Genomic DNA, 18,757 nt, shown 5'->3' with positions numbered 1-18,757 from the left:
GAAAACGCCATACGTCTGAGAAAGTGAATGTACGAGAACGGAGAAGCCATGAATGCAACTCTGACGAGTCCGGAACTGACCAGAGCCGACCGCTGCGACCGCTGCGGTGCTGCGGCTCGTGTGCGCGCCAAGCTGCCTTCTGGACTGGAGCTTCTCTTCTGCCAGCACCACGCCAACGAGCACGAGGCGAAGCTGACCGAGCTGGACGCCGTGCTGGAGATCAGCGAAAGCTAGCCCGCACCGAACTCGCCCATCGCCAATGTGGGCGGTGCGAGCGATCTTCGGTAATGCTGGACGGGTATGAGCGAGCAGGTCGCAAAACCGTCGCGCCACCATATTTGGCGGATCACCCTGAGGACTCTTTCCAAGAGTTGGGACGACTCGATTTTCTCCGAGTCGGCTCAGGCTGGTTTTTGGTCGGCGTTGTCATTGCCGCCGCTGCTGCTTGGGATGCTGGGCACCTTGGCCTACGTGGCGCCGCTGTTCGGCCCGGACATGCTGCCCAGCATCCTGCGTCAGCTGATTTCGACGGCACACAGCGTGTTCTCCCCCAGCGTGGTGAACGAGATCATCGAGCCGACCGTCCGCGATATCGCCAACAACGCGCGCGGCGAGGTGGTGTCGCTGGGGTTCATCATCTCGTTGTGGGCGGGGTCGTCGGCCATCTCGGCGTTCGTCGACTCGGTTGTCGAGGCGCATGACCAGACGCCGTTGCGCCATCCGGTGCGCCAGCGCCTGTTCGCGCTGTTCCTCTACGTGGTGGGGTTGATCGGCGTTGTCATGACCGCACCACTGATTGTCTTGGGACCGCGCAAGATCGGTGAACACATTCCGGTCAGCCTGGCGAACGTGCTGCGCTACGGCTATTACCCGGCATTGATCCTGGTGCTGATGTTCGGGGTGGTGATCTTGTATCGGGTATCGCTACCGGAACCGCTCCCGACGCATCGCCTGATCTTCGGCGCGGCGCTGGCCACCGCGGTGTTCGTCATCGCCACGTTGGGCCTGCGCATCTACCTGCAATGGATCACCAGCACCGGTTACACCTACGGCGCGCTCTCCACGCCCATCGCGTTCTTGCTCTTCTCGTTCTTCGGCGGCTTCGCGATCATGATCGGCGCCGAACTCAATGCCGCCATTCAGGAAGAGTTCCCCGCGCCGCGAACGCATGCGCACCGGCTGCGCAGGTGGCTGCTGTCGCGCTCGCCCGGGCTGGCGAAGGCGGCTGACACGCTGTCGAATCCGGTGACGACGAATCCCATCACCGCGCAACGCGACGTCGCGCCGGCCGAGCCGCCGGGCTGATCAGTCTTTCTTCATCCGGTCGTAGATCCGCTTGCAGTCCGGGCAGACCGGTGAGCCCGGCTTGGCCGCCTTGGTGACGGGAAACACCTCGCCGCACAGCGCCACAACGTGGTTGCCCAGCACCGCGCTCTCGGCGATCTTGTCCTTCTTGACGTAGTGGAAGTACTTGGGGGTGTCGCTGCCGGTCCCGTCGTCGACGCGTTCGTCGGTGTCGGTGCGTTCGATCGTTTGGGTCTGCATACCTGACATTGTGCACCGCCGGCAGGCCCCGAAAACCGGCCGAGCCGGAAACGGCGAGTTGTGGGACAGTGGAGAAATGAAGCACGGCTCCGATCCGGGGTTCGATGACTTTGACGGCAGCAAAAGCCGCCCTGTGCTCATCACCGCCGCCGCGACCTCGTACGACGAGCAGCACCGTGCGCGGGTCCGTAAGTACCTGACGCTGATGGCTTTCCGGATTCCCGCGCTGATCCTGGCCGCGGTCGCCTACGGCGCGTGGCACAACGGGCTGATCTCCCTGGCGATCGTGGCGCTGTCAATCCCGCTGCCCTGGATGGCGGTGTTGATCGCCAACGATCGGCCGCCGCGCAGCGCCGACGAGCCCCGCCGTTTCGACGCTGCCCGCCAGCACAACCGCCTGTTCCCCAGGGCGGAACGTCCGGCGCTGGAGGCCCCCCGAGACCCGCAGCCGGAGTGGCCGACGGGGTTTCGCGATGGAATCGATCACGGCTAGTCGCCGTTTCTCCTGAAGGTGCCGCGGCCGACGGACTTCTCAGGACATTCTCAGGTCTGTGGCACATTTCTGCACGTCAAGACGTGTGAGATGCGGGGTCGTTGGGAACTCTCAAAGCTGATCTGTCGTTGAACTCGATGACAGAACAAAGCCGAACGGGAGGTCGCTATGGCGAACGCCAGCACGAGCAGATTTGACGGCGATCTGGATGCTCAAAGCCCCGCAGCGGACCTAGTGCGCGTATATCTGAACGGAATCGGGAAGACGGCACTTCTCAATGCGGCCGGCGAGGTCGAACTCGCCAAGCGCATCGAAGCCGGGCTTTATGCCGAACACCTGCTCGCAACGCGTAAGCGCCTCGGGGAGAACCGTAAACGCGATCTGCAGGCCGTGGTGCGCGATGGTCAGGCGGCGCGCCGTCACCTGCTGGAGGCGAACCTGCGCCTGGTGGTGTCGCTGGCCAAGCGATACACCGGTCGCGGTATGCCGCTGCTGGACCTCATCCAGGAGGGCAACCTCGGATTGATCCGCGCGATGGAGAAGTTCGATTACACAAAGGGATTCAAGTTCTCGACCTACGCGACGTGGTGGATCCGTCAGGCCATCACCCGCGGCATGGCCGACCAGAGCCGCACAATCCGGCTGCCGGTCCATCTGGTGGAGCAGGTCAACAAGCTGGCGCGGATCAAGCGCGAGATGCACCAGAACCTGGGACGCGAGGCCACCGACGAGGAGCTGGCCGCCGAGTCCGGCATTCCGGTCGAAAAGATCAACGACCTGCTCGAGCACAGCCGCGACCCGGTAAGCCTGGACATGCCGGTCGGCTCCGAGGAAGAAGCCCCGCTGGGCGATTTCATCGAGGACGCCGAAGCGATGTCGGCCGAGAACGCGGTGATCGCCGAGCTGCTGCACACCGACATCCGCAGCGTGCTGGCCACCCTGGACGAGCGTGAGCACCAGGTGATCCGGTTGCGCTTCGGCCTGGACGACGGCCAGCCGCGCACGCTGGACCAGATCGGCAAGCTGTTCGGCCTGTCCCGCGAGCGGGTCCGCCAAATCGAGCGGGACGTAATGTCGAAACTGCGCAACGGGGAGCGCGCCGACAGGCTACGGTCGTACGCGAGTTAAGGCCTCACCCCCAAGCTAGGTAGCAGACAGTATGCCCGCCGCGCCAGCGGCGGGCATACTGCTTGTCGCCGACGCGTTACAACCATTCGCGCAGCTGGGCAAGTAGACTCAGCGTCGACGGAGGGTGCTGAATGAACGACCTGGTTGACACCACCGAGATGTACCTGCGGACCATCTACGACCTCGAAGAAGAGGGCGTGACGCCGCTGCGTGCCCGAATCGCCGAACGCCTCGATCAGAGCGGGCCGACTGTCAGCCAAACCGTGTCGCGCATGGAGCGGGACGGTTTACTCCACGTGGCCGGTGACCGCCACCTCGAGCTCACCGACAAGGGCCGCGCGCTGGCCATTTCCGTGATGCGCAAGCACCGCCTCGCCGAACGCTTGCTGGTCGACGTGATCGGCCTGCCGTGGGAAGAGGTCCACGCCGAGGCGTGCCGCTGGGAACACGTGATGAGCGAGGACGTCGAGCGGCGCCTGGTGAAGGTCCTCAACAACCCGACCACCTCGCCCTTCGGCAACCCGATCCCCGGGCTGCTGGACCTCGGCGTGGGTCCCGAGTCCTGGTCCGAAGACGGTCCCCTGGTCCGGCTGACCGAGTTGCCACCCGGCGCGCCGGTGGCCGTGGTGGTGCGCCAGCTCACCGAACATGTGCAGGGCGACATCGACCTGATCTCACGCCTGAAGGACGCCGGCGTCGTCCCCAACGCCCGCGTCACCGTCGAGACCGGCACCGCCGGGGTGACCATCGTCATTCCCGGCCACGAGAACGTCACCCTGCCGCACGAGATGGCGCACGCGGTCAAGGTCGAGAAGGTCTGACCCGGGCTGTCCGTGCCCCCTACCCGGCCCTGCGGCCGAACGGCCGGCGCGGCGGTAGCTGCACGCCGAACTGCTTGGCCAAGCGGTAGCCGGTGAGCGCCAGGTCCCTGATGTCCTCGGGCCGCAGGCCCGATTGCAAGGCGGTGTCCAGCATGCCGGCCATCCGATGGTCGGGCTCGCAGCGCAGCGCCTCCTGCAGCGACACCCCGGCGAGCGGGCCGTCGCCGCGCGCATAGGCGCTGAACGCCATCAAGACCAGCGCCTCGACCCGCCACGGCGAGGGCAACCTGCGCGCCAGCAGCGCCCACAACGACTCGACTTCGCCGGCGCTCTCGCCGACGGCGAGGGCATACAGGATGTCGCGCACCTGCGCGTCGCTGAGCGCGCAGCCCAGCGTCGCCAATTCGGTGTCGGACGGCGATTCCCCGGCCGCAACCCGGCTGGCGACGGACATCGCCGTCTCAACGTCGGCACGGGTGCAGCGAATCGGATGCGCACGATGCGCCGCCCTGCGCCGGGTGGCCTGGCGCCTGATTACACCGGCCAGCGCGTCGCTGCGCGCCTGATCGTCGGGCGTGACGACCGCCTGCAGGTCGGCACGCCGCGGATAGAGCCGCCTGCCTTCGAGCACCGCCGCGGCCGCCAGCGGCGAGGACGCGGGATCGTCGACCAGGCCGCTCGACCCGCAGCCCTCGGCGCAATGCCAGTGGCCGCCGAGGGCCACCTGGTCGACCAGATGCGTGGCCCACAGCTCGACGTTGTGCTGCGACAGGGCTTTTGCGAGCGCCACCGACAGCTGCCGGTATTCCTCGTTGCAGCTTGGGCAGTAGGCCCCGTCCGCGTCGACGATGACCGCGATCACGGCCTCGGGGGCCGCCGCGGCGGCGACCTCCGCCAGGTGCTCCACCCGGTCGGCAAGTTCCTCGGAGAGGTCCACACGCATCACCGAGCCGAGTTTCCCGTCGCCCAAAGACACTAATATCAATGAGTTTTCGGGTACGAAGCCGAGAACGGCCGGCAGCGCGGCGATGAGTGCGCCGGGGCGTAAAAGTTCGAAGTCTTCTCGATGCGTCGTCATGAGCACCCACGCTGACGGCCGCCACCGTCAACCGGTGCGCACGTCCACGGGCCCGGTAGCGGACCTGTGGATGAACCCAGCACTGTGCGTTGCGCTGCCTTACTGTTTAAGCCATGAGTTCGGCGCAGGAGTACGACATGGTCGTCATCGGGTCCGGGCCCGGCGGACAGAAGGCCGCCATCGCGTCGGCCAAGCTCGGTAAGTCGGTCGCCGTCGTCGAACGCGGCCAAATGCTCGGCGGTGTGTGCGTCCAGACCGGCACCATCCCGTCAAAGACGTTGCGTGAGGCGGTCCTGTACCTCACCGGGATGAGCCAGCGCGAACTCTACGGCGCGAGCTATCGCGTCAAGAAGAAGATCACCCCGGCCGACCTGCTGGCCCGCACCCAGCACGTGATCGGCAAGGAAGTCGACGTGGTGCGCAACCAGCTGATGCGCAACCGCATCGACCTGCTGATCGGCCACGGGCGTTTCGTCGACCCGCACACCATCGAGGTCGAGGACCCGTCGCGGCGCGAAAAGATAACGATCACCGGCAATTACGTCGTCATCGCCACCGGTACCCGGCCGGCGCGGCCGTCCGGCGTCGAGTTCGATGAACACCGGGTGCTCGACTCGGACGGGATCCTCGACCTCAAGTCGTTGCCCGCGTCGATGGTGGTGGTCGGCGCCGGCGTCATCGGCATCGAGTACGCCTCGATGTTCGCCGCACTGGGCACCAAGGTCACCGTGGTGGAGAAGCGCGCCGACATGCTCGACTTCTGCGACCCTGAGGTGGTCGAGGCGCTGAAGTTCCACCTGCGCGACCTGGCGGTGACGTTCCGGTTCGGCGAGGAGGTGACCGCGGTCGACGTCGGATCGGCGGGCACCGTGACCACCCTGGCCAGCGGCAAACAGATTCCGGCGGAGACGGTGATGTATTCGGCCGGGCGGCAAGGCCAGACCGACCATCTCGACCTGCACAACGCCGAGCTGGAGTCCGACAACCGCGGGCGGATCTTCGTCGACGACAACTTCCAGACCAAGGTGCCGCATATCTATGCGGTCGGCGACGTGATCGGCTTCCCCGCGTTGGCCGCGACGTCGATGGAACAGGGACGCCTGGCCGCCTATCACGCGTTCGGCGAAGCGTCCGACGGCATCACCGAGCTGCAACCCATCGGCATCTACTCGATTCCGGAGGTCTCCTACGTCGGCGCCACCGAGGTGGAGCTGACGAAGGACTCCGTCCCCTACGAGGTGGGCGTGGCCCGGTACCGGGAGCTGGCCCGCGGGCAGATCGCCGGCGATTCCTACGGGATGCTCAAACTGCTGGTGTCCACCGAGGACCTCAAGCTGCTCGGCGTGCACATCTTCGGCACCAGCGCCACAGAGATGGTGCACATCGGGCAGGCCGTGATGGGCTGCGGCGGCACCGTGGAATACCTGGTGGACGCGGTGTTCAACTACCCGACGTTCTCCGAGGCCTACAAGGTGGCGGCGCTCGACGTGATGAACAAGGTTCGGGCGCTCAACCAGTTCCGGCACTGAACCGCCGGGCTGGCGATCGGCACTAACAGGCGTCGGAAAGGTCGTTCGGGACGGGATCGCCGGGCCCCCCGGCCTCGGCGCGGGCCAAGAGTTCCGCGGTTTGTGCGTCGAACGGCGCCGAGTACGACATGTTCGCGGCGCAGCCGCCCCGCTCGAGACCGCCGATCACCCCGATGAGTGTGGTGCCGCTGACCCAGGGCGCACCGCTGGTGCCGTCCACCAGCCCCTCACACGCCAAGGAGGGGAACCCGGTGTCGGTGACCGACGTGCTGGCCTGGCATCCGATGGGCGAGCCGCCCACGCCTGCCGGGTATCCCAGCACGGTGACGCGGCTGCCCGGCGGAGGAGTCACTCCCAGTGTCAGCGCCAGGCCGGCCCGGGACTCGACGGGAGCGCCGGCCTCGTTGCTGACCCGCGCGATCGCGTAGTCGGCGTGCGGGTCCTTGCTCGCCGTCCAGCGTGGATCGAGGTAGACCGCGTCGGCCTTCCACACATCGGCCGGACCGGGTGCGGCGTCGCCGGCGAAACCGGGAACGAAGGTGATCAGCGAGGCTCCGGCCAGGCAATGCGCGGCGGTCATCATCAGGTTGCCGCCCGTCGAATGCACCACCGAACCGGTGCACACGTGCAGCGGGCCACCGTCGATGAAAATCGCCCCGATGCGCCGATCCGGCTCGACCGGACCCGCGATGGCCTTCTGCTCGGGCTGGCTGAGCCGCTGCACCGGCCCGCCGACGCGCGGGGCGGACACCGGAGCACCCGAAACATGCTCGACGGGACGGTGACACGACGTCAACGACGTCGCCACCCCCACCACCGAGCAGAGCATCAGGATCCGAATGCGCATCGCCTTCATCATGCCTGACCGGTCGGCGGCAGGCCGACTCCCACACATGACGGTGCGCCAACGGGCGTGCGGGCGACCCCCAGGATGTGGTTTGCGGATTACGAGTGAGAATTGTCGCGTTCCAGCTAAGAGCGTGAACGCGAAGTTCGCTGATAGATGTTGGTGCCGCCCGATTCGGGGGACACTCGGTAGGGCACCCTGGAGAGAACTTCGAGAGGAGGCGATCGGAGATGGCTCACCATCAGGAGCCGGATGATCAGTACCAGCCAGGCCAGGCCGGAATGTACGAACTCGAGTTCCCGGCGCCGCAGTTGTCGACGTCCGACGGCCGCGGCCCCGTGCTGGTGCACGCCCTGGAGGGCTTTTCCGACGCCGGTCATGCCATCAAGCTCGCCGCCGCGCATCTGAAAGCGGTGCTGGACACCGAGCTGGTCGCATCCTTTGCGATCGATGAACTGCTGGACTACCGCTCGCGGCGGCCATTGATGACCTTCAAGACCGATCACTTCACCCACTACGAGGACCCCGAGCTGAGCCTGTACGCGATGCGCGACACGGTCGGCACGCCGTTCCTGCTGCTGGCCGGCATGGAACCGGATCTCAAGTGGGAGCGGTTCATCACCGCGGTGCGGCTGCTGGCCGAGCGCCTCGGCGTGCGCCAGACCATCGGCCTGGGCACGGTCCCGATGGCGGTGCCGCACACCCGGCCCACCACGATGACCGCACACTCGAACAACCCGGAGTTGATCGCCAATTTCCAGCCGTGGATCTCCGAGATCCAGGTCCCGGGCAGCGCGTCCAACCTGCTGGAATACCGGATGGGCCAGCACGGTCATGAGGTCGTCGGCTATACCGTGCATGTCCCCCACTACCTCACGCAGACCGACTACCCGGCCGCCGCGCAGGCTTTGCTCGAGCAGGTCGCCAAGACCGCGTCGCTGGAGCTGCCTCTGACCGCGTTAACCGAAGCGGCCGAGGTGATTCGGGCGAAGATCGACGAGCAGGTGGAAGCTAGCGCGGAGGTCGCCCAAGTGGTGGCCGCGCTGGAGCGCCAGTACGATGCCTTCATCGACGCTCAGGAGAACAGATCGTTACTAGCTCGCGACGAGGATCTGCCTAGCGGCGATGAGCTAGGCGCAGAGTTCGAGCGATTTCTGGCCCAGCAGGCGGAGAAGAAGTACGACGACGACGACAAGCCCTGACCCACTCACGTGACGCCCTAGCCGGACCGCCCTCAGCCCGGCCCGACACCAAGGTTGGCGATATGACCGAGCGGAAGCGCAAACCTACGCTCCGCCCGGTGCGTGAAGTGACCGCACCCAAACTCGAGTTCCGCACCATCCACGGTTACAAGCGGGCCTACCGCATCGCCGGTTCCGGGCCGGCGATACTGCTGATCCACGGCATCGGCGACAATTCCACCACCTGGAATACCGTGCAGGCCAAGCTCGCCCAGCGTTTCACGGTGATCGCGCCCGATCTGCTCGGCCACGGGCAATCCGACAAGCCGCGCGCCGACTACTCGATCGCGGCGTATGCGAACGGGATGCGTGACCTGCTCAGCGTGCTCGACATCGAGCGGGTCACCATCGTCGGTCACTCGCTGGGTGGCGGTGTGGCTATGCAATTCGCCTACCAATTCCCGCATCTGGTGGAACGGCTGATCCTGGTCGGCGCCGGAGGCGTGACCAAGGACGTCAACTTCGTGCTGCGCTGGGCCTCGCTGCCGATGGGCAGCGAGGCGATCGCCCTGCTGCGCTTGCCGCTGGTGCTGCCGGCGGTCCAGATGATGGGACGTGTCCTGGGTGTGGCGCTGGGCAGCACCGGGCTGGGCCGCGATCTGCCCAACGTGCTGCGCATCCTCGACGACCTGCCCGAGCCGACGGCGTCGGCGGCTTTCAGCCGGACGCTGCGCGCGGTGGTGGATTGGCGCGGGCAGATCGTCACCATGCTGGACCGATGTTATTTGACCGAAGCCATCCCGGTGCAGATCATCTGGGGCACAAGGGATGTGGTGGTTCCCGTTCGGCACGCTTGGATGGCGCATGCCGCGATGCCGGGCTCCCGCCTCGAAATCTTCGAAGGCTCCGGGCATTTTCCCTTCCACGACGACCCGGCCCGCTTCATCGACGTCGTCGAGCGCTTCATCGATTCCACCGATCCCGCCGAGTACGACCAGGCCAGTCTTCGCGAACTGCTCCGCACCGGCGGCGGCGAGCAGGCCGTCTCCGGTTCCGCTCCCACGCGTGTCGCCGTGCTGAACGCCATGGGCTCCGACGAACGCAGCGCCACCTGATCGCCTCGATCGGTGCGGCCCGACGCGGCGCCGTAAAGTCGGCTCATGGGGATCGGCGTGACGGTGCTGCGGGTGTTCACCGATGCGGACGGCCACTTCGGTAATCCGCTGGGCGTGGTGGACGCCGCCCAGGTCGAGCCCGAGCACCGACAGCGGCTGGCAGCCCAATTGGGCTACAGCGAGACGGTTTTCGTGGACATCCCGGCCCCCGGCTCCGCCAGCGCGCACGCCACCATCTACACGCCGCGAACCGAACTGCCGTTCGCCGGCCACCCGACCGTCGGCGCGACATGGTGGCTGCGCGAGAACGGTTCGCCGATCAACACCCTGCGGGTGCGGGCCGGGATCTTGCAGGTGGGTTACGACGGCGACCGCGCCAGCATCAACGCCCGCGCGGAATGGGCGCCCGACTTCGCCCTGCACGAATTCCCCTCAGCCGACCAGGTTCTCGCGGCCGATGAGGCGGACTATCCCGACGACACCGCGCACTACCTGTGGGCCTGGACCGACCGGGCGGCCGGATGGCTGCGGGCGCGCATGTTCGCCGCCAACCTCGGTGTGGCCGAGGACGAGGCGACCGGGTCGGCGGCGATGCGGATCACCGACTACCTGAGCCAGAGCCTGCGGATCACCCAGGGCAAGGGCTCCGTGATCGACACCAGGTGGAGCGCCGAGGGCTGGGTGCGGGTGACCGGGCGGGTCGTCAATGACGGTGTGCGACAGATCGATTGACGACGGCCTAACTCGGACCTCAGCGCTGCCGGTGTAACACCGCCCCGAGGTGGTCCTGCAGCGGTTGCCCGACCGCGCCCATCTGCACCGTGTAGGAGAGTTCGTCGCCGTCGATGCGGAATGAACGGCCGAGCGCGGTCACCTCCTTGGCGCTGGGTGTCAGCCCCACCGACGTGGTCGACATCTGCATTTCGATGAGGTCACCGGTGACCGAGTAGGTGCCGACCTCGATTTCGGTGATGCCGCTGGGATGCGCCAGCACCAATTCGATGTGACCTGGTTGCGGCACCCGAATATAGCCGGTTTCGGCGTGCAACGGCTTCCCGTCGGCAACCGCCCTGGTTTTCTGTCCGTAGACGAGAAACGGCTTACCGACGTGGGCGAACACGACTTCTTCGAGATAGTCGAAGGGCGGGATCGTCGGGTATTTACCCGCACCCTGGCCGGACCAGGTCCCAAGGAGCGGGGCAAGCGCCGCGAGGTCGGGGTGCAAGTCCGTGGGCATGAAAGCGAGCCTAGCCCGGCGAGGTTGCGGGCAATCGGAGCCCGGCCCCGGTGTCAGCCCCGAGCTGCCACTCTGCGGTGATCCCGCATTGCCTGGATCTCGCGTTCGAAATCGTCCGCGGACTCGAACGACCGATAGACGGAGGCGAACCGCAAGTAGGCCACCTCGTCCAGGTCGCGTAGCGGCCCCAGAATGGCCAACCCGACCTCGTGACTGGGGATCTCCGGTGAGCCCGCCGCGCGCACGGTGTCTTCGACCTGCTGGGCCAGCAGGTTGAGCGCATCGTCATCGACCTGTCGCCCCTGGCAGGCCCGACGGACGCCGCTGACGACCTTCTCCCTGCTGAACGGCTCCGTGACGCCGCTGCGCTTGACCACCGCCAGGACCGCGGTCTCCACCGTGGTGAAACGCCGTCCGCACTCGGGACAGGATCGGCGACGCCGAATGGCCTGGCCTTCATCGGTTTCGCGGGAGTCGATCACCCGCGAGTCGGGATGGCGGCAGAACGGACAGTGCATGACCGCTCCTTCGTCGCGCCGACAAGATACCGCAGGACCTTGAGCGTACCCGCGCGCTGACCTGCACGGCTAACACATCCGTTTCGGCGCAACGCCACTCAGCCGACCGGAGCGATGAGGGTTTGGCCCGCCAGCAGGTTGGGCGAGTGTAGATCGTTGAGCTCGCGGATGCGATCGGCGACCTGGGGTGCCGGCGCGCCGGGCGCCACGCGGTGCGCGAAATCCTGGAGCGACTCCCCCGCGTCCACGCGGACGACGGCGAGCCGGTCGGGAACCTGGGTCGCCGAGTTCGTGGAGTCGCCGTTGAGCACCTGGCCGACGTTCGCGACGAGACCCAGCCACAGCGTGACCGCGCCGGCGGCCAGTGCCAGCCCGATGGTCGACGCCCAGGTGGTGGCGCGCCTGCGGTGCGGAGCGACGGACATTGCCACCCCGGTGCCGTAGTAGCGCGTGGCGGCGCCCGCGGGCCGCGACGGCGCGGGCCGGCGGGACCGGGCCAGCCCGTCCCGTCCGTAGCGAGGCCCCAGGACGGGTCCATTGATCGGGCGCCGAAGACTGCTGGTACGCGGCGCGGGCGTGTGGATGACTGTCATCTTCGTTCCTCCGGTCAACTAGCTCTCGCTCGTGTGTTCGACACTAATCGCTTGTATGTTCGAAACCGAACATTTGAGCGAAGCGTGTCGCACGAGCAAACGCTAGATCACACCACCGACAAGTTCGTCGGCCTCTACCACTGTCACGAGCACTCAAATACCCGATATCCCGAAGAGTTACACATCTGTAATTCGTCCGGCTTCGCGCTTGTTTTGCGCCGACGCGAACCGCCGCGACACGCCACTCGAACACATGTTTGATTCTTGTCCTCGGTGCGGCTACATTCGGTGCCATGGGCGACAGCAACGACGTTTCATCGGCCGGTCCCGAGGGTCGGCTGCACTCCGTGGATTCCTCGCTGACCGAACGGCAGCGCACCATTCTGAATGTCATCCGCGCCTCGGTCACCAGCCGCGGCTACCCGCCGAGCATCCGGGAGATCGGCGATGCCGTCGGTCTGACGTCGACGTCATCGGTGGCGCACCAGCTTCGCACCCTGGAGCGCAAGGGTTACCTGCGCCGCGACCCCAACCGCCCGCGGGCCGTCGACGTCCGCGGGGCCGACGACGACGTGGCGGCCCCCACCACCGAAGTGGCCGGTTCGGACGCCCTACCGGAACCCACGTTCGTCCCGGTGCTCGGGCGCATCGCGGCCGGCGGACCCATCCTGGCCGAAGAGGCCGTCGAAGACGTCTTTCCCCTGCCGCGCGAATTGGTCGGTGAGGGCACGCTTTTCCTGCTCAAGGTCGTCGGTGATTCGATGGTCGATGCCGCGATCTGCGACGGCGACTGGGTGGTGGTCCGTCAGCAGAACGTCGCCGACAACGGTGACATCGTCGCGGCGATGCTCGACGGCGAGGCCACGGTCAAGACGTTCAAACGCGCCGGCGGTCAGGTGTGGCTGATGCCGCACAACCCGGCGTTCGATCCCATCCCGGGCAACGACGCCAGCGTGCTGGGCAAGGTCGTCACCGTCATCCGCAAGGTCTGACGCGCGCCCGGCCTCGGTCAGTCAGCCCGGGTGAAGCCGTTGGCCTGAGCGACTTCTTCGCTCGACAACCAGAGCTCGGCGAGCGTGTCCTGATACAGGTCGCTACCCGGCATGTAGTACAAGCCGTAGCGAGCGCTGGCCTTGACGGGGTATCCGTCGGGCGCCTGGTACGGATCATCGAGCGGCAGGTGGATCGTGGGTCGCCCGTCCGGGGCCGCCAGGCCGTTTTCCGAGGCGTCATCGGCGGCGTGCCGACCGCTTCGCGCCGGAGGCCCGGCCGCGACCGCATCGGCGACCGCGGCGGCTCCCACCGCCGTGTCCGTCATGTCGGCCTCCGTCGCGGTGTCCGCTTCGGGTTCGACGTCCGGTTCCGGCGCCGCGAGGTCGAGGTATTCGTCTTCTGGCTCAGCGGTTTCCAGGAGGCCTTCCGCCGCGTCGCCCTCCGGCGGGATGCCGGAAACGGCGACGTCGGGGTACTCGTCTTCCGGATACGCCTCCTGCGGATAACCCGCATCGGGGCCGTCGGCGTCGACGTAGGCGGCGTCGTCCGCCGCCTCGGGCTCGGCGACCTCGGGGACGCCGTCGGTGTAGTCGGCGTAGTCGGCCCCCGCCTCGGCATACTCGTCCTCCGACAGCATCTCCGCGGAGACGACCGGGATCGAGTCGGTATCGACGGCGTCGGGGTCTTCCTCCTCGTGGAACCGATAGTCGCTATCGGCAGGAGCCTGACGTTGCCAGCTGACCCGCCCGGCGTCCGGTTCCGGCTCCGGTTGATGCGTCGCGCCGAGCCCGAACGGGTCGGCGCCGACGTCGGCATCGTCGTGGCCCCAGCGCTCGTCGGCGTCGTAGCCGAGGTTCCCCCCGCGACCGGGCGCGTAGGCCGCCGCCTCCTCGTGCGCAGGCCGGCGCCGCCCACCGAACAGCACCCACGCCATCAGCACGAGCAGCGCCAGCACCGGAATGGCGACCACCAGCCACCACCAGTGCCAGGAGGACTTCTTCGGGTGCGCCGGCAGGGCCGAATTGCTCGGCTGGTCCTGACCCGACACCTGCAGCCCGGACAGCAGCGGCGCCAGGTTGGACGGATCGGTGCTGAACGTGTTCTTCGCCCGGTTCCACGAAATCTTGCCGCCGGTGAACTGCTGGGAGATCACGTCGCCGTTGACGGCCTGGTCGCCGACCGGGGCGCCGAGCTTGCCCGCCGGAGCGCGCAGTTTGTCCCACGCCACCTTCATCGCCCCACGCACGACGAAGGCGCCGTGGTCGGGCGTCCAGAAGATGACCGGCTTGTCGGCAGCGGAGAAGGTGGCGACGCGGCTGGCACGCCCGATGTTGCCGTCGGTTTCGTTGGCGGTCGGGAATCCCAGGTCGCTGCCGACCGGTCCCCCCAGCGACTCGTATTTGGCCAGGATGTCGCTCTCGACCGCATTCGCGCCGGTGGCCGGGGTGAAGAACACCTTGCCGCCGGCAAAGTTCTGGGCGATTCCGTCGCCGCCGATCGGATACTGCCCGCCCTGCTTGGCGCCCAGGGGTCCGGTGGGACCGCCCGCCGCGCGCCAGGCGGTGTTGATCGCCGCGGTGGGATCGATCGCCACCTGCAGGCCCTTGAGTTGGTCGGCCAGCGCCGGCGGTTCGGTGGTGAACTGCTTGGTCTGCCTGTTCCACGAGACCTGGCCGCCGCTGAATTTCTGTGAGGACACCTCGCTGCTGTAGGTCTCGTCGCCGACCGGCACACCGAGCACCCCGCCCGAGCTGCCCAGCTTGTCCCAGGCGGCGTTCAGGGCGCCGCGCACCACGTGTGCGCCGTGCTCGGGCGTCCAGAAGATCACCGGCTTGTCGCTGGCGGAGAAGGTGATCACCCGGCTGTCCGGACCGGCGAGACCCGGAACTTCGTCGATCGCCGGGAAGCCCAGATCGCTGCCGGCCGGCCCGCCCAGCGACTCGTACTTGTCCAGGACAGGCCCGTAGGCGAATCTGGCCCCGGTGGCCGGGGTGAAGAACATCTTGCCGCCGTCGAAGTCCAGGGCGAAACCGTCCCCGACGGGGTACACGTCGCCCTTGCGGGCGCCCAATGGCGAGGTGTCGCCGCCGGCCTTGTCCCACGCGGCCATGATCGCCGCCTCGGCGTCGCCTATCGGACTCGCTACCGCGGTGGGGGCCAACAAGACCGCGGCCAGCGCCGTGGTCGTCAAGCTGACCAGCGCGCTTCCGATCAGCCTGCGCATGTGACCTCTCTGCACCTTCACCAAGCCTCCCAGCCGGCGGACATGGCTCTTTTAGCGGCGATGCCCTTATCTGCATAACCGGCGAGCGGGCGGTACTCGCGCCGGAAATGGACCCGCGCACGATCAGCCTTATCGTCGGGCTCGCATAACTTTGCTCCAAGCAACAAGAAATGCGAAGTCAAATCACGAATTTTACAAAAACGGATACCACACCGATGTCGAAATGATGCCTGCCCATGGCCCAATCGCGATCCGCCGTGCCACCGTTCGCGCGGTGTAGCGGATATCGCACGGGAGGGCGGCGGGAACGCACGATCGAGCGACGACGCCGGACTGCCGACTCGCACACCAGAATTGCGCGGCGCGCCTGAGCCGACGGCGCGATCGCGGGGCTGACTATGCGCGATGCCGCGGTCGGCGCACCGGAAACACATGCGCCGACGGTACGTGAGCCGGTGGTGCATTCACGGTCCGCCCCCCACACCCGCACCACGCGCATCGGTCGGTTTGTCGCTCACGGCAATAGGACCGTGCGAGACAACTCCCGAATGTCGGTCGCGTCCAGCGATTCGCGGATATTGCTGCCCCGATATCGCCCGCGGGTGGGAGGCCGCTATCCAGAAAACGAAACGCTAGACGCCGAGGCTGCGTCCGATGATTTCCTTCATGATCTCGGTCGTGCCGCCGTAGATCGTTTGCACCCGGGCGTCCAAAAAGGCACGGGCAACCGGATATTCACGCATGTAGCCGTAACCGCCGTGCAGTTGCAGGCAGCGGTCGATCAGCTGCACCTGCTTTTCGGTGCAGTACCACTTGGCCATTGCGGCCTGCTCCGCCGTCAGCTTGTGATCCAGGTGCAGGCGGACGAACTCGTCGACCATCATGCGGACCACGGTCGCCTCCGTCGCCAGCTCGGCCAGCACGAAGCGGCTGTTCTGGAAGCTGCCGATCGGCTTGCCAAATGCCTTGCGCTCCTTGGTGTATTGCAGGGTCTGCTCGAGCACCTGCTCCATGGCCGCGGCGGCCATGATGGCGATCGAGATGCGTTCCTGCGGCAGATTCTGCATGAGGTAGATGAATCCCATGCCCTCCTTGCCCAGCAGGTTTTCGGCCGGCACGTGCACGTCGGTGAACGACAGCTCGGCGGTGTCCTGGGCGTCGAGCCCGATCTTGTCCAAGTGGCGCCCGCGCTCGAAGCCCTCCATGCCACGCTCGACGGCGAGCAGCGAGAAACCCTGAGAGCCCTTTTCCGGGTCGGTCTGCGCGACCACGAGCACCAGGTCGGAGTTGATTCCGTTGGTGATGAACGTCTTTGAGCCGTTGAGCACGTAGTGGTCGCCCTGCTTGACGGCACGGGTCTTGATGCCCTGCAGGTCGCTACCCGTTCCCGGCTCGGTCATCGCGATCGCCGTAATCAGCTCTCCGGTGCAGAATTTCGGCAGCCAGCGCTGCTTCTGCTCTTCGGTGGCCAACGCCAACAGGTATGGCGCGACGATGTCGTTGTGCAGGCCGAATCCGATGCCGCTGTAGCGGCCGGCGGTGGTCTCCTCGGTGATGATCGCGTTGTACCGGAAGTCGGGGTTGCCGCCGCCGCCGTACTCTTCGGGCACCGCCATGCCGAGGAAGCCCTGCTTGCCGGCCTCGAGCCACACCCCGCGGTCGACGATCTTCTCTTTCTCCCACTCGTCGTGGTAGGGCGCGACGTGGCGCTCGAGGAAGCCCCGGTAGGACTCACGGAACAGGTCATGCTCTGACTCGAAAAGAGTGCGCTGATATTTGATGGCGCTGCTCATGGAAGACCTCCGGCGACTGGGAATACTGCAGCCCAAGATATACCAACCGGACGGTTGGTCGGCAGCCGGCGGGGCGCTAGCGGCCGTTGGCCGGCGGCCCGAGCTGCCGCGACACTGCAACTAGGCACAAGACACGCCGATGCGAGGGTGCGTGGTTGCAGTCTCGACGCACTAGCACGCGTTCAGCGCGCGGCGAACTCGCGCAGCCGGCCGGCCAGGGCCAGCGGAACCCGGGCCCGGATGCGGGTGCCCTCGGCGTTGTGCTCCTCCTGCTGGACGCGCCCATCGGCGTGCAGGCGAGCCACCAGGTCGCCGCGGTGGTACGGGATCACGACGTCGACGGGGGTGTCGGCGGGAACGGCGAGCTCGGCGATCCGGCGGCGCAGGGCGTCGATACCATCGCCGGTGCGTGCGGACACGAACATGGCACCGGGCAGCGCATGGCGGAGCTTGGCCAACGTCAAATCGCTTGCGGCGTCAACCTTGTTCACCACCACCAGCTCCTGCGGCACGGCACCGTCGTGGTCGGTCCCGTAATCGGCGACGACTTCGGAGACCACCTGGCGGACCGCGTTGATCTGTGCCAGCGGGTTGACGTCGGAGCCGTCGACGACGTGTACCAACAGATCGGCGTCGACGACCTCTTCCAGCGTGGAGCGAAAGGCTTCGACCAGCTGGGTGGGCAGATGCCGGACGAATCCGACGGTGTCGGTGAGCACGAACGGCCGGCCGTCATCGAACTCGGCGCGCCGGGTGGTGGGCTCCAGGGTGGCGAACAACGCGTCCTGGACCAGCACTCCGGCACCGGTCAGCGCGTTGAGCAGGCTCGACTTGCCGGCGTTGGTGTAGCCGACGATGGCGATCGCGGGCAGGTCGCTGTGCACCCGCCGGCTGCGCTGGGTGTCGCGGACCTGCTTCATGTCCTTGATCTCGCGGCGCAGCTTGGCCATGCGCTCGCGGATGCGCCGCCGGTCGGTCTCGATCTTGGTTTCACCGGGCCCGCGCAGGCCCACGCCTCCCCCGCTGCCGCCGGCACGGCCACCGGCCTGCCGCGACATCGATTCACCCCAGCCGCGCAGCCGCGGCAGCATGTATTCCATCTGGGCCAGCGAGACCTGCGCCTTGCCTTCCCGGCTGGTGGCGTGCTGGGCGAAGATGTCGAGGATCAACGCGGTGCGGTCGATGACCTTGACCTTGACGGCCTTTTCCAGTGCGGTCAGCTGCGCCGGGGACAGTTCACCGTCGCAGATGACGGTGTCGGCGCCGGTCGCCAGCACCACGTCGCGCAGTTCGGCGGCCTTGCCCGAACCGATGTACGTCGACGGGTCGGGTTTGTCCCGGCGCTGGATCAACCCCTCGAGCACCTCGGAGCCGGCGGTTTCGGCCAGGGCGGCGAGCTCGGCCATGCTGGCCTCGCTGTCCGCGGCGGTGCCGTCGGTCCACACGCCCACCAGGACGACCCGCTCGAGCCGAAGCTGGCGGTATTCGACTTCGGAGACGTCGGTGAGTTCGGTCGACAGGCCGGCGACGCGGCGCAGCGCCGACCGATCTTCGAGGGCGAGTTCGCCCGTGCTGGGCTCCGGGACGACCGAAGCGTGATCGCGAAATTCAGGTTCTGTCATAGGCAATACACGATGATGCACGCGAAACCGGTGTCACGCA

At 67.0% G+C, this 18,757-nt stretch carries 19 protein-coding genes; 10 read left to right on the top strand and 9 right to left on the bottom strand.

The features are described from left to right. Nucleotides 1–48 precede the first annotated feature (48 nt). Together AC5Y30_RS15310 and AC5Y30_RS15305 are read left to right on the top strand one after the other, a co-directional pair. Nucleotides 49–234, top strand: coding sequence for a DUF7455 domain-containing protein (locus tag AC5Y30_RS15310; RefSeq protein WP_067346704.1), 186 nt, complete (start codon nucleotides 49–51; stop codon nucleotides 232–234). 66 nt (nucleotides 235–300) lie between these two features. Further along, the gene (locus tag AC5Y30_RS15305; RefSeq protein WP_499919393.1) at nucleotides 301–1,305 is read left to right on the top strand and encodes a YihY/virulence factor BrkB family protein; all 1,005 of its coding nucleotides are present in this window, start codon (nucleotides 301–303) and stop codon (nucleotides 1,303–1,305) included. Here the strand turns inward: AC5Y30_RS15305 and AC5Y30_RS15300 are convergent, their stop codons facing one another. Continuing rightward, nucleotides 1,306–1,545, bottom strand: coding sequence for a DUF3039 domain-containing protein (locus AC5Y30_RS15300; protein WP_499919390.1), 240 nt, complete (start codon nucleotides 1,543–1,545; stop codon nucleotides 1,306–1,308). It abuts the gene before it with no gap. Between the two features lie 58 nt (nucleotides 1,546–1,603). On the opposite strand from AC5Y30_RS15300, the gene AC5Y30_RS15295 reads away from it, so the two are divergent. From AC5Y30_RS15295 to AC5Y30_RS15285, 3 genes are all read left to right on the top strand, one after another. Then, nucleotides 1,604–2,038: a DUF3099 domain-containing protein gene (locus tag AC5Y30_RS15295; RefSeq protein ID WP_499919821.1), complete on the top strand. Its 435-nt coding sequence runs from the start codon at nucleotides 1,604–1,606 to the stop codon at nucleotides 2,036–2,038. A gap of 168 nt (nucleotides 2,039–2,206) precedes the next feature. Continuing rightward, the gene (sigB, locus tag AC5Y30_RS15290; RefSeq protein ID WP_067127016.1) at nucleotides 2,207–3,166 is read left to right on the top strand and encodes a sigma-70 family RNA polymerase sigma factor SigB; all 960 of its coding nucleotides are present in this window, start codon (nucleotides 2,207–2,209) and stop codon (nucleotides 3,164–3,166) included. 131 nt (nucleotides 3,167–3,297) lie between these two features. Continuing rightward, nucleotides 3,298–3,987: an iron-dependent transcriptional repressor DtxR gene (locus AC5Y30_RS15285; protein WP_499919389.1), complete on the top strand. Its 690-nt coding sequence runs from the start codon at nucleotides 3,298–3,300 to the stop codon at nucleotides 3,985–3,987. A gap of 19 nt (nucleotides 3,988–4,006) precedes the next feature. Here AC5Y30_RS15285 and AC5Y30_RS15280 read toward each other — a convergent pair whose 3' ends face one another. Then, entirely contained in the window at nucleotides 4,007–5,065 is a 1,059-nt protein-coding gene (locus tag AC5Y30_RS15280) for a DUF4192 domain-containing protein (RefSeq protein WP_499919386.1), read from the bottom strand. Between the two features lie 113 nt (nucleotides 5,066–5,178). Here AC5Y30_RS15280 and sthA point away from each other — a divergent pair, with 113 nt between their 5' ends. Continuing rightward, complete coding sequence (gene sthA / locus AC5Y30_RS15275; RefSeq protein ID WP_499919384.1) at nucleotides 5,179–6,594, top strand: Si-specific NAD(P)(+) transhydrogenase; 1,416 nt, start codon at nucleotides 5,179–5,181, stop codon at nucleotides 6,592–6,594. Between the two features lie 22 nt (nucleotides 6,595–6,616). On the opposite strand, the gene AC5Y30_RS15270 is transcribed toward sthA, so the two are convergent. After that, entirely contained in the window at nucleotides 6,617–7,453 is an 837-nt protein-coding gene (locus AC5Y30_RS15270) for a trypsin-like serine peptidase (RefSeq protein ID WP_499919382.1), read from the bottom strand. 218 nt (nucleotides 7,454–7,671) lie between these two features. Between AC5Y30_RS15270 and AC5Y30_RS15265 the strand changes: the two genes are divergently transcribed. The 3 genes from AC5Y30_RS15265 to AC5Y30_RS15255 all read left to right on the top strand — a co-directional run bounded on the left by AC5Y30_RS15265 (nucleotide 7,672) and on the right by AC5Y30_RS15255 (nucleotide 10,469). Beyond that, nucleotides 7,672–8,643, top strand: a complete 972-nt coding sequence (locus AC5Y30_RS15265) for a proteasome assembly chaperone family protein (protein WP_499919380.1) — start codon at nucleotides 7,672–7,674, stop codon at nucleotides 8,641–8,643. Nucleotides 8,644–8,705: 62 nt separating this feature from the next. Beyond that, entirely contained in the window at nucleotides 8,706–9,737 is a 1,032-nt protein-coding gene (locus AC5Y30_RS15260; RefSeq protein ID WP_499919379.1) for an alpha/beta fold hydrolase, read from the top strand. A gap of 45 nt (nucleotides 9,738–9,782) precedes the next feature. Then, nucleotides 9,783–10,469 (top strand): PhzF family phenazine biosynthesis protein, encoded by a 687-nt coding sequence (locus tag AC5Y30_RS15255; protein WP_499919378.1) that lies wholly within the window; start codon nucleotides 9,783–9,785, stop codon nucleotides 10,467–10,469. A gap of 19 nt (nucleotides 10,470–10,488) precedes the next feature. On the opposite strand, the gene AC5Y30_RS15250 is transcribed toward AC5Y30_RS15255, so the two are convergent. From AC5Y30_RS15250 to AC5Y30_RS15240, 3 genes are all read right to left on the bottom strand, one after another. Then, entirely contained in the window at nucleotides 10,489–10,974 is a 486-nt protein-coding gene (locus tag AC5Y30_RS15250) for a peroxynitrite isomerase (RefSeq protein ID WP_499919377.1), read from the bottom strand. Between the two features lie 53 nt (nucleotides 10,975–11,027). Then, entirely contained in the window at nucleotides 11,028–11,492 is a 465-nt protein-coding gene (gene nrdR / locus AC5Y30_RS15245; RefSeq protein WP_499919375.1) for a transcriptional regulator NrdR, read from the bottom strand. 98 nt (nucleotides 11,493–11,590) lie between these two features. After that, nucleotides 11,591–12,085, bottom strand: a complete 495-nt coding sequence (locus tag AC5Y30_RS15240) for a LysM peptidoglycan-binding domain-containing protein (protein ID WP_499919373.1) — start codon at nucleotides 12,083–12,085, stop codon at nucleotides 11,591–11,593. A 293-nt stretch (nucleotides 12,086–12,378) separates the two neighbouring features. On the opposite strand from AC5Y30_RS15240, the gene lexA reads away from it, so the two are divergent. Continuing rightward, nucleotides 12,379–13,077 (top strand): transcriptional repressor LexA, encoded by a 699-nt coding sequence (lexA, locus tag AC5Y30_RS15235; RefSeq protein WP_499919370.1) that lies wholly within the window; start codon nucleotides 12,379–12,381, stop codon nucleotides 13,075–13,077. 17 nt (nucleotides 13,078–13,094) lie between these two features. Here lexA and AC5Y30_RS15230 read toward each other — a convergent pair whose 3' ends face one another. The 3 genes from AC5Y30_RS15230 to hflX all read right to left on the bottom strand — a co-directional run bounded on the left by AC5Y30_RS15230 (nucleotide 13,095) and on the right by hflX (nucleotide 18,717). Continuing rightward, nucleotides 13,095–15,302, bottom strand: a complete 2,208-nt coding sequence (locus AC5Y30_RS15230) for an LGFP repeat-containing protein (protein ID WP_499919366.1) — start codon at nucleotides 15,300–15,302, stop codon at nucleotides 13,095–13,097. Between the two features lie 632 nt (nucleotides 15,303–15,934). Next, nucleotides 15,935–17,095, bottom strand: coding sequence for an acyl-CoA dehydrogenase family protein (locus tag AC5Y30_RS15225; protein WP_499919361.1), 1,161 nt, complete (start codon nucleotides 17,093–17,095; stop codon nucleotides 15,935–15,937). A 182-nt stretch (nucleotides 17,096–17,277) separates the two neighbouring features. Further along, complete coding sequence (hflX, locus tag AC5Y30_RS15220) at nucleotides 17,278–18,717, bottom strand: GTPase HflX (RefSeq protein WP_499919357.1); 1,440 nt, start codon at nucleotides 18,715–18,717, stop codon at nucleotides 17,278–17,280. Nucleotides 18,718–18,757: the final 40 nt, after the last annotated feature.

The organism is Mycobacterium sp. NGS27, from assembly GCF_059813005.1.
Note: the sequence above shows the minus strand (reverse complement) of the source record. Positions and strands in the feature narration are given on the sequence as shown.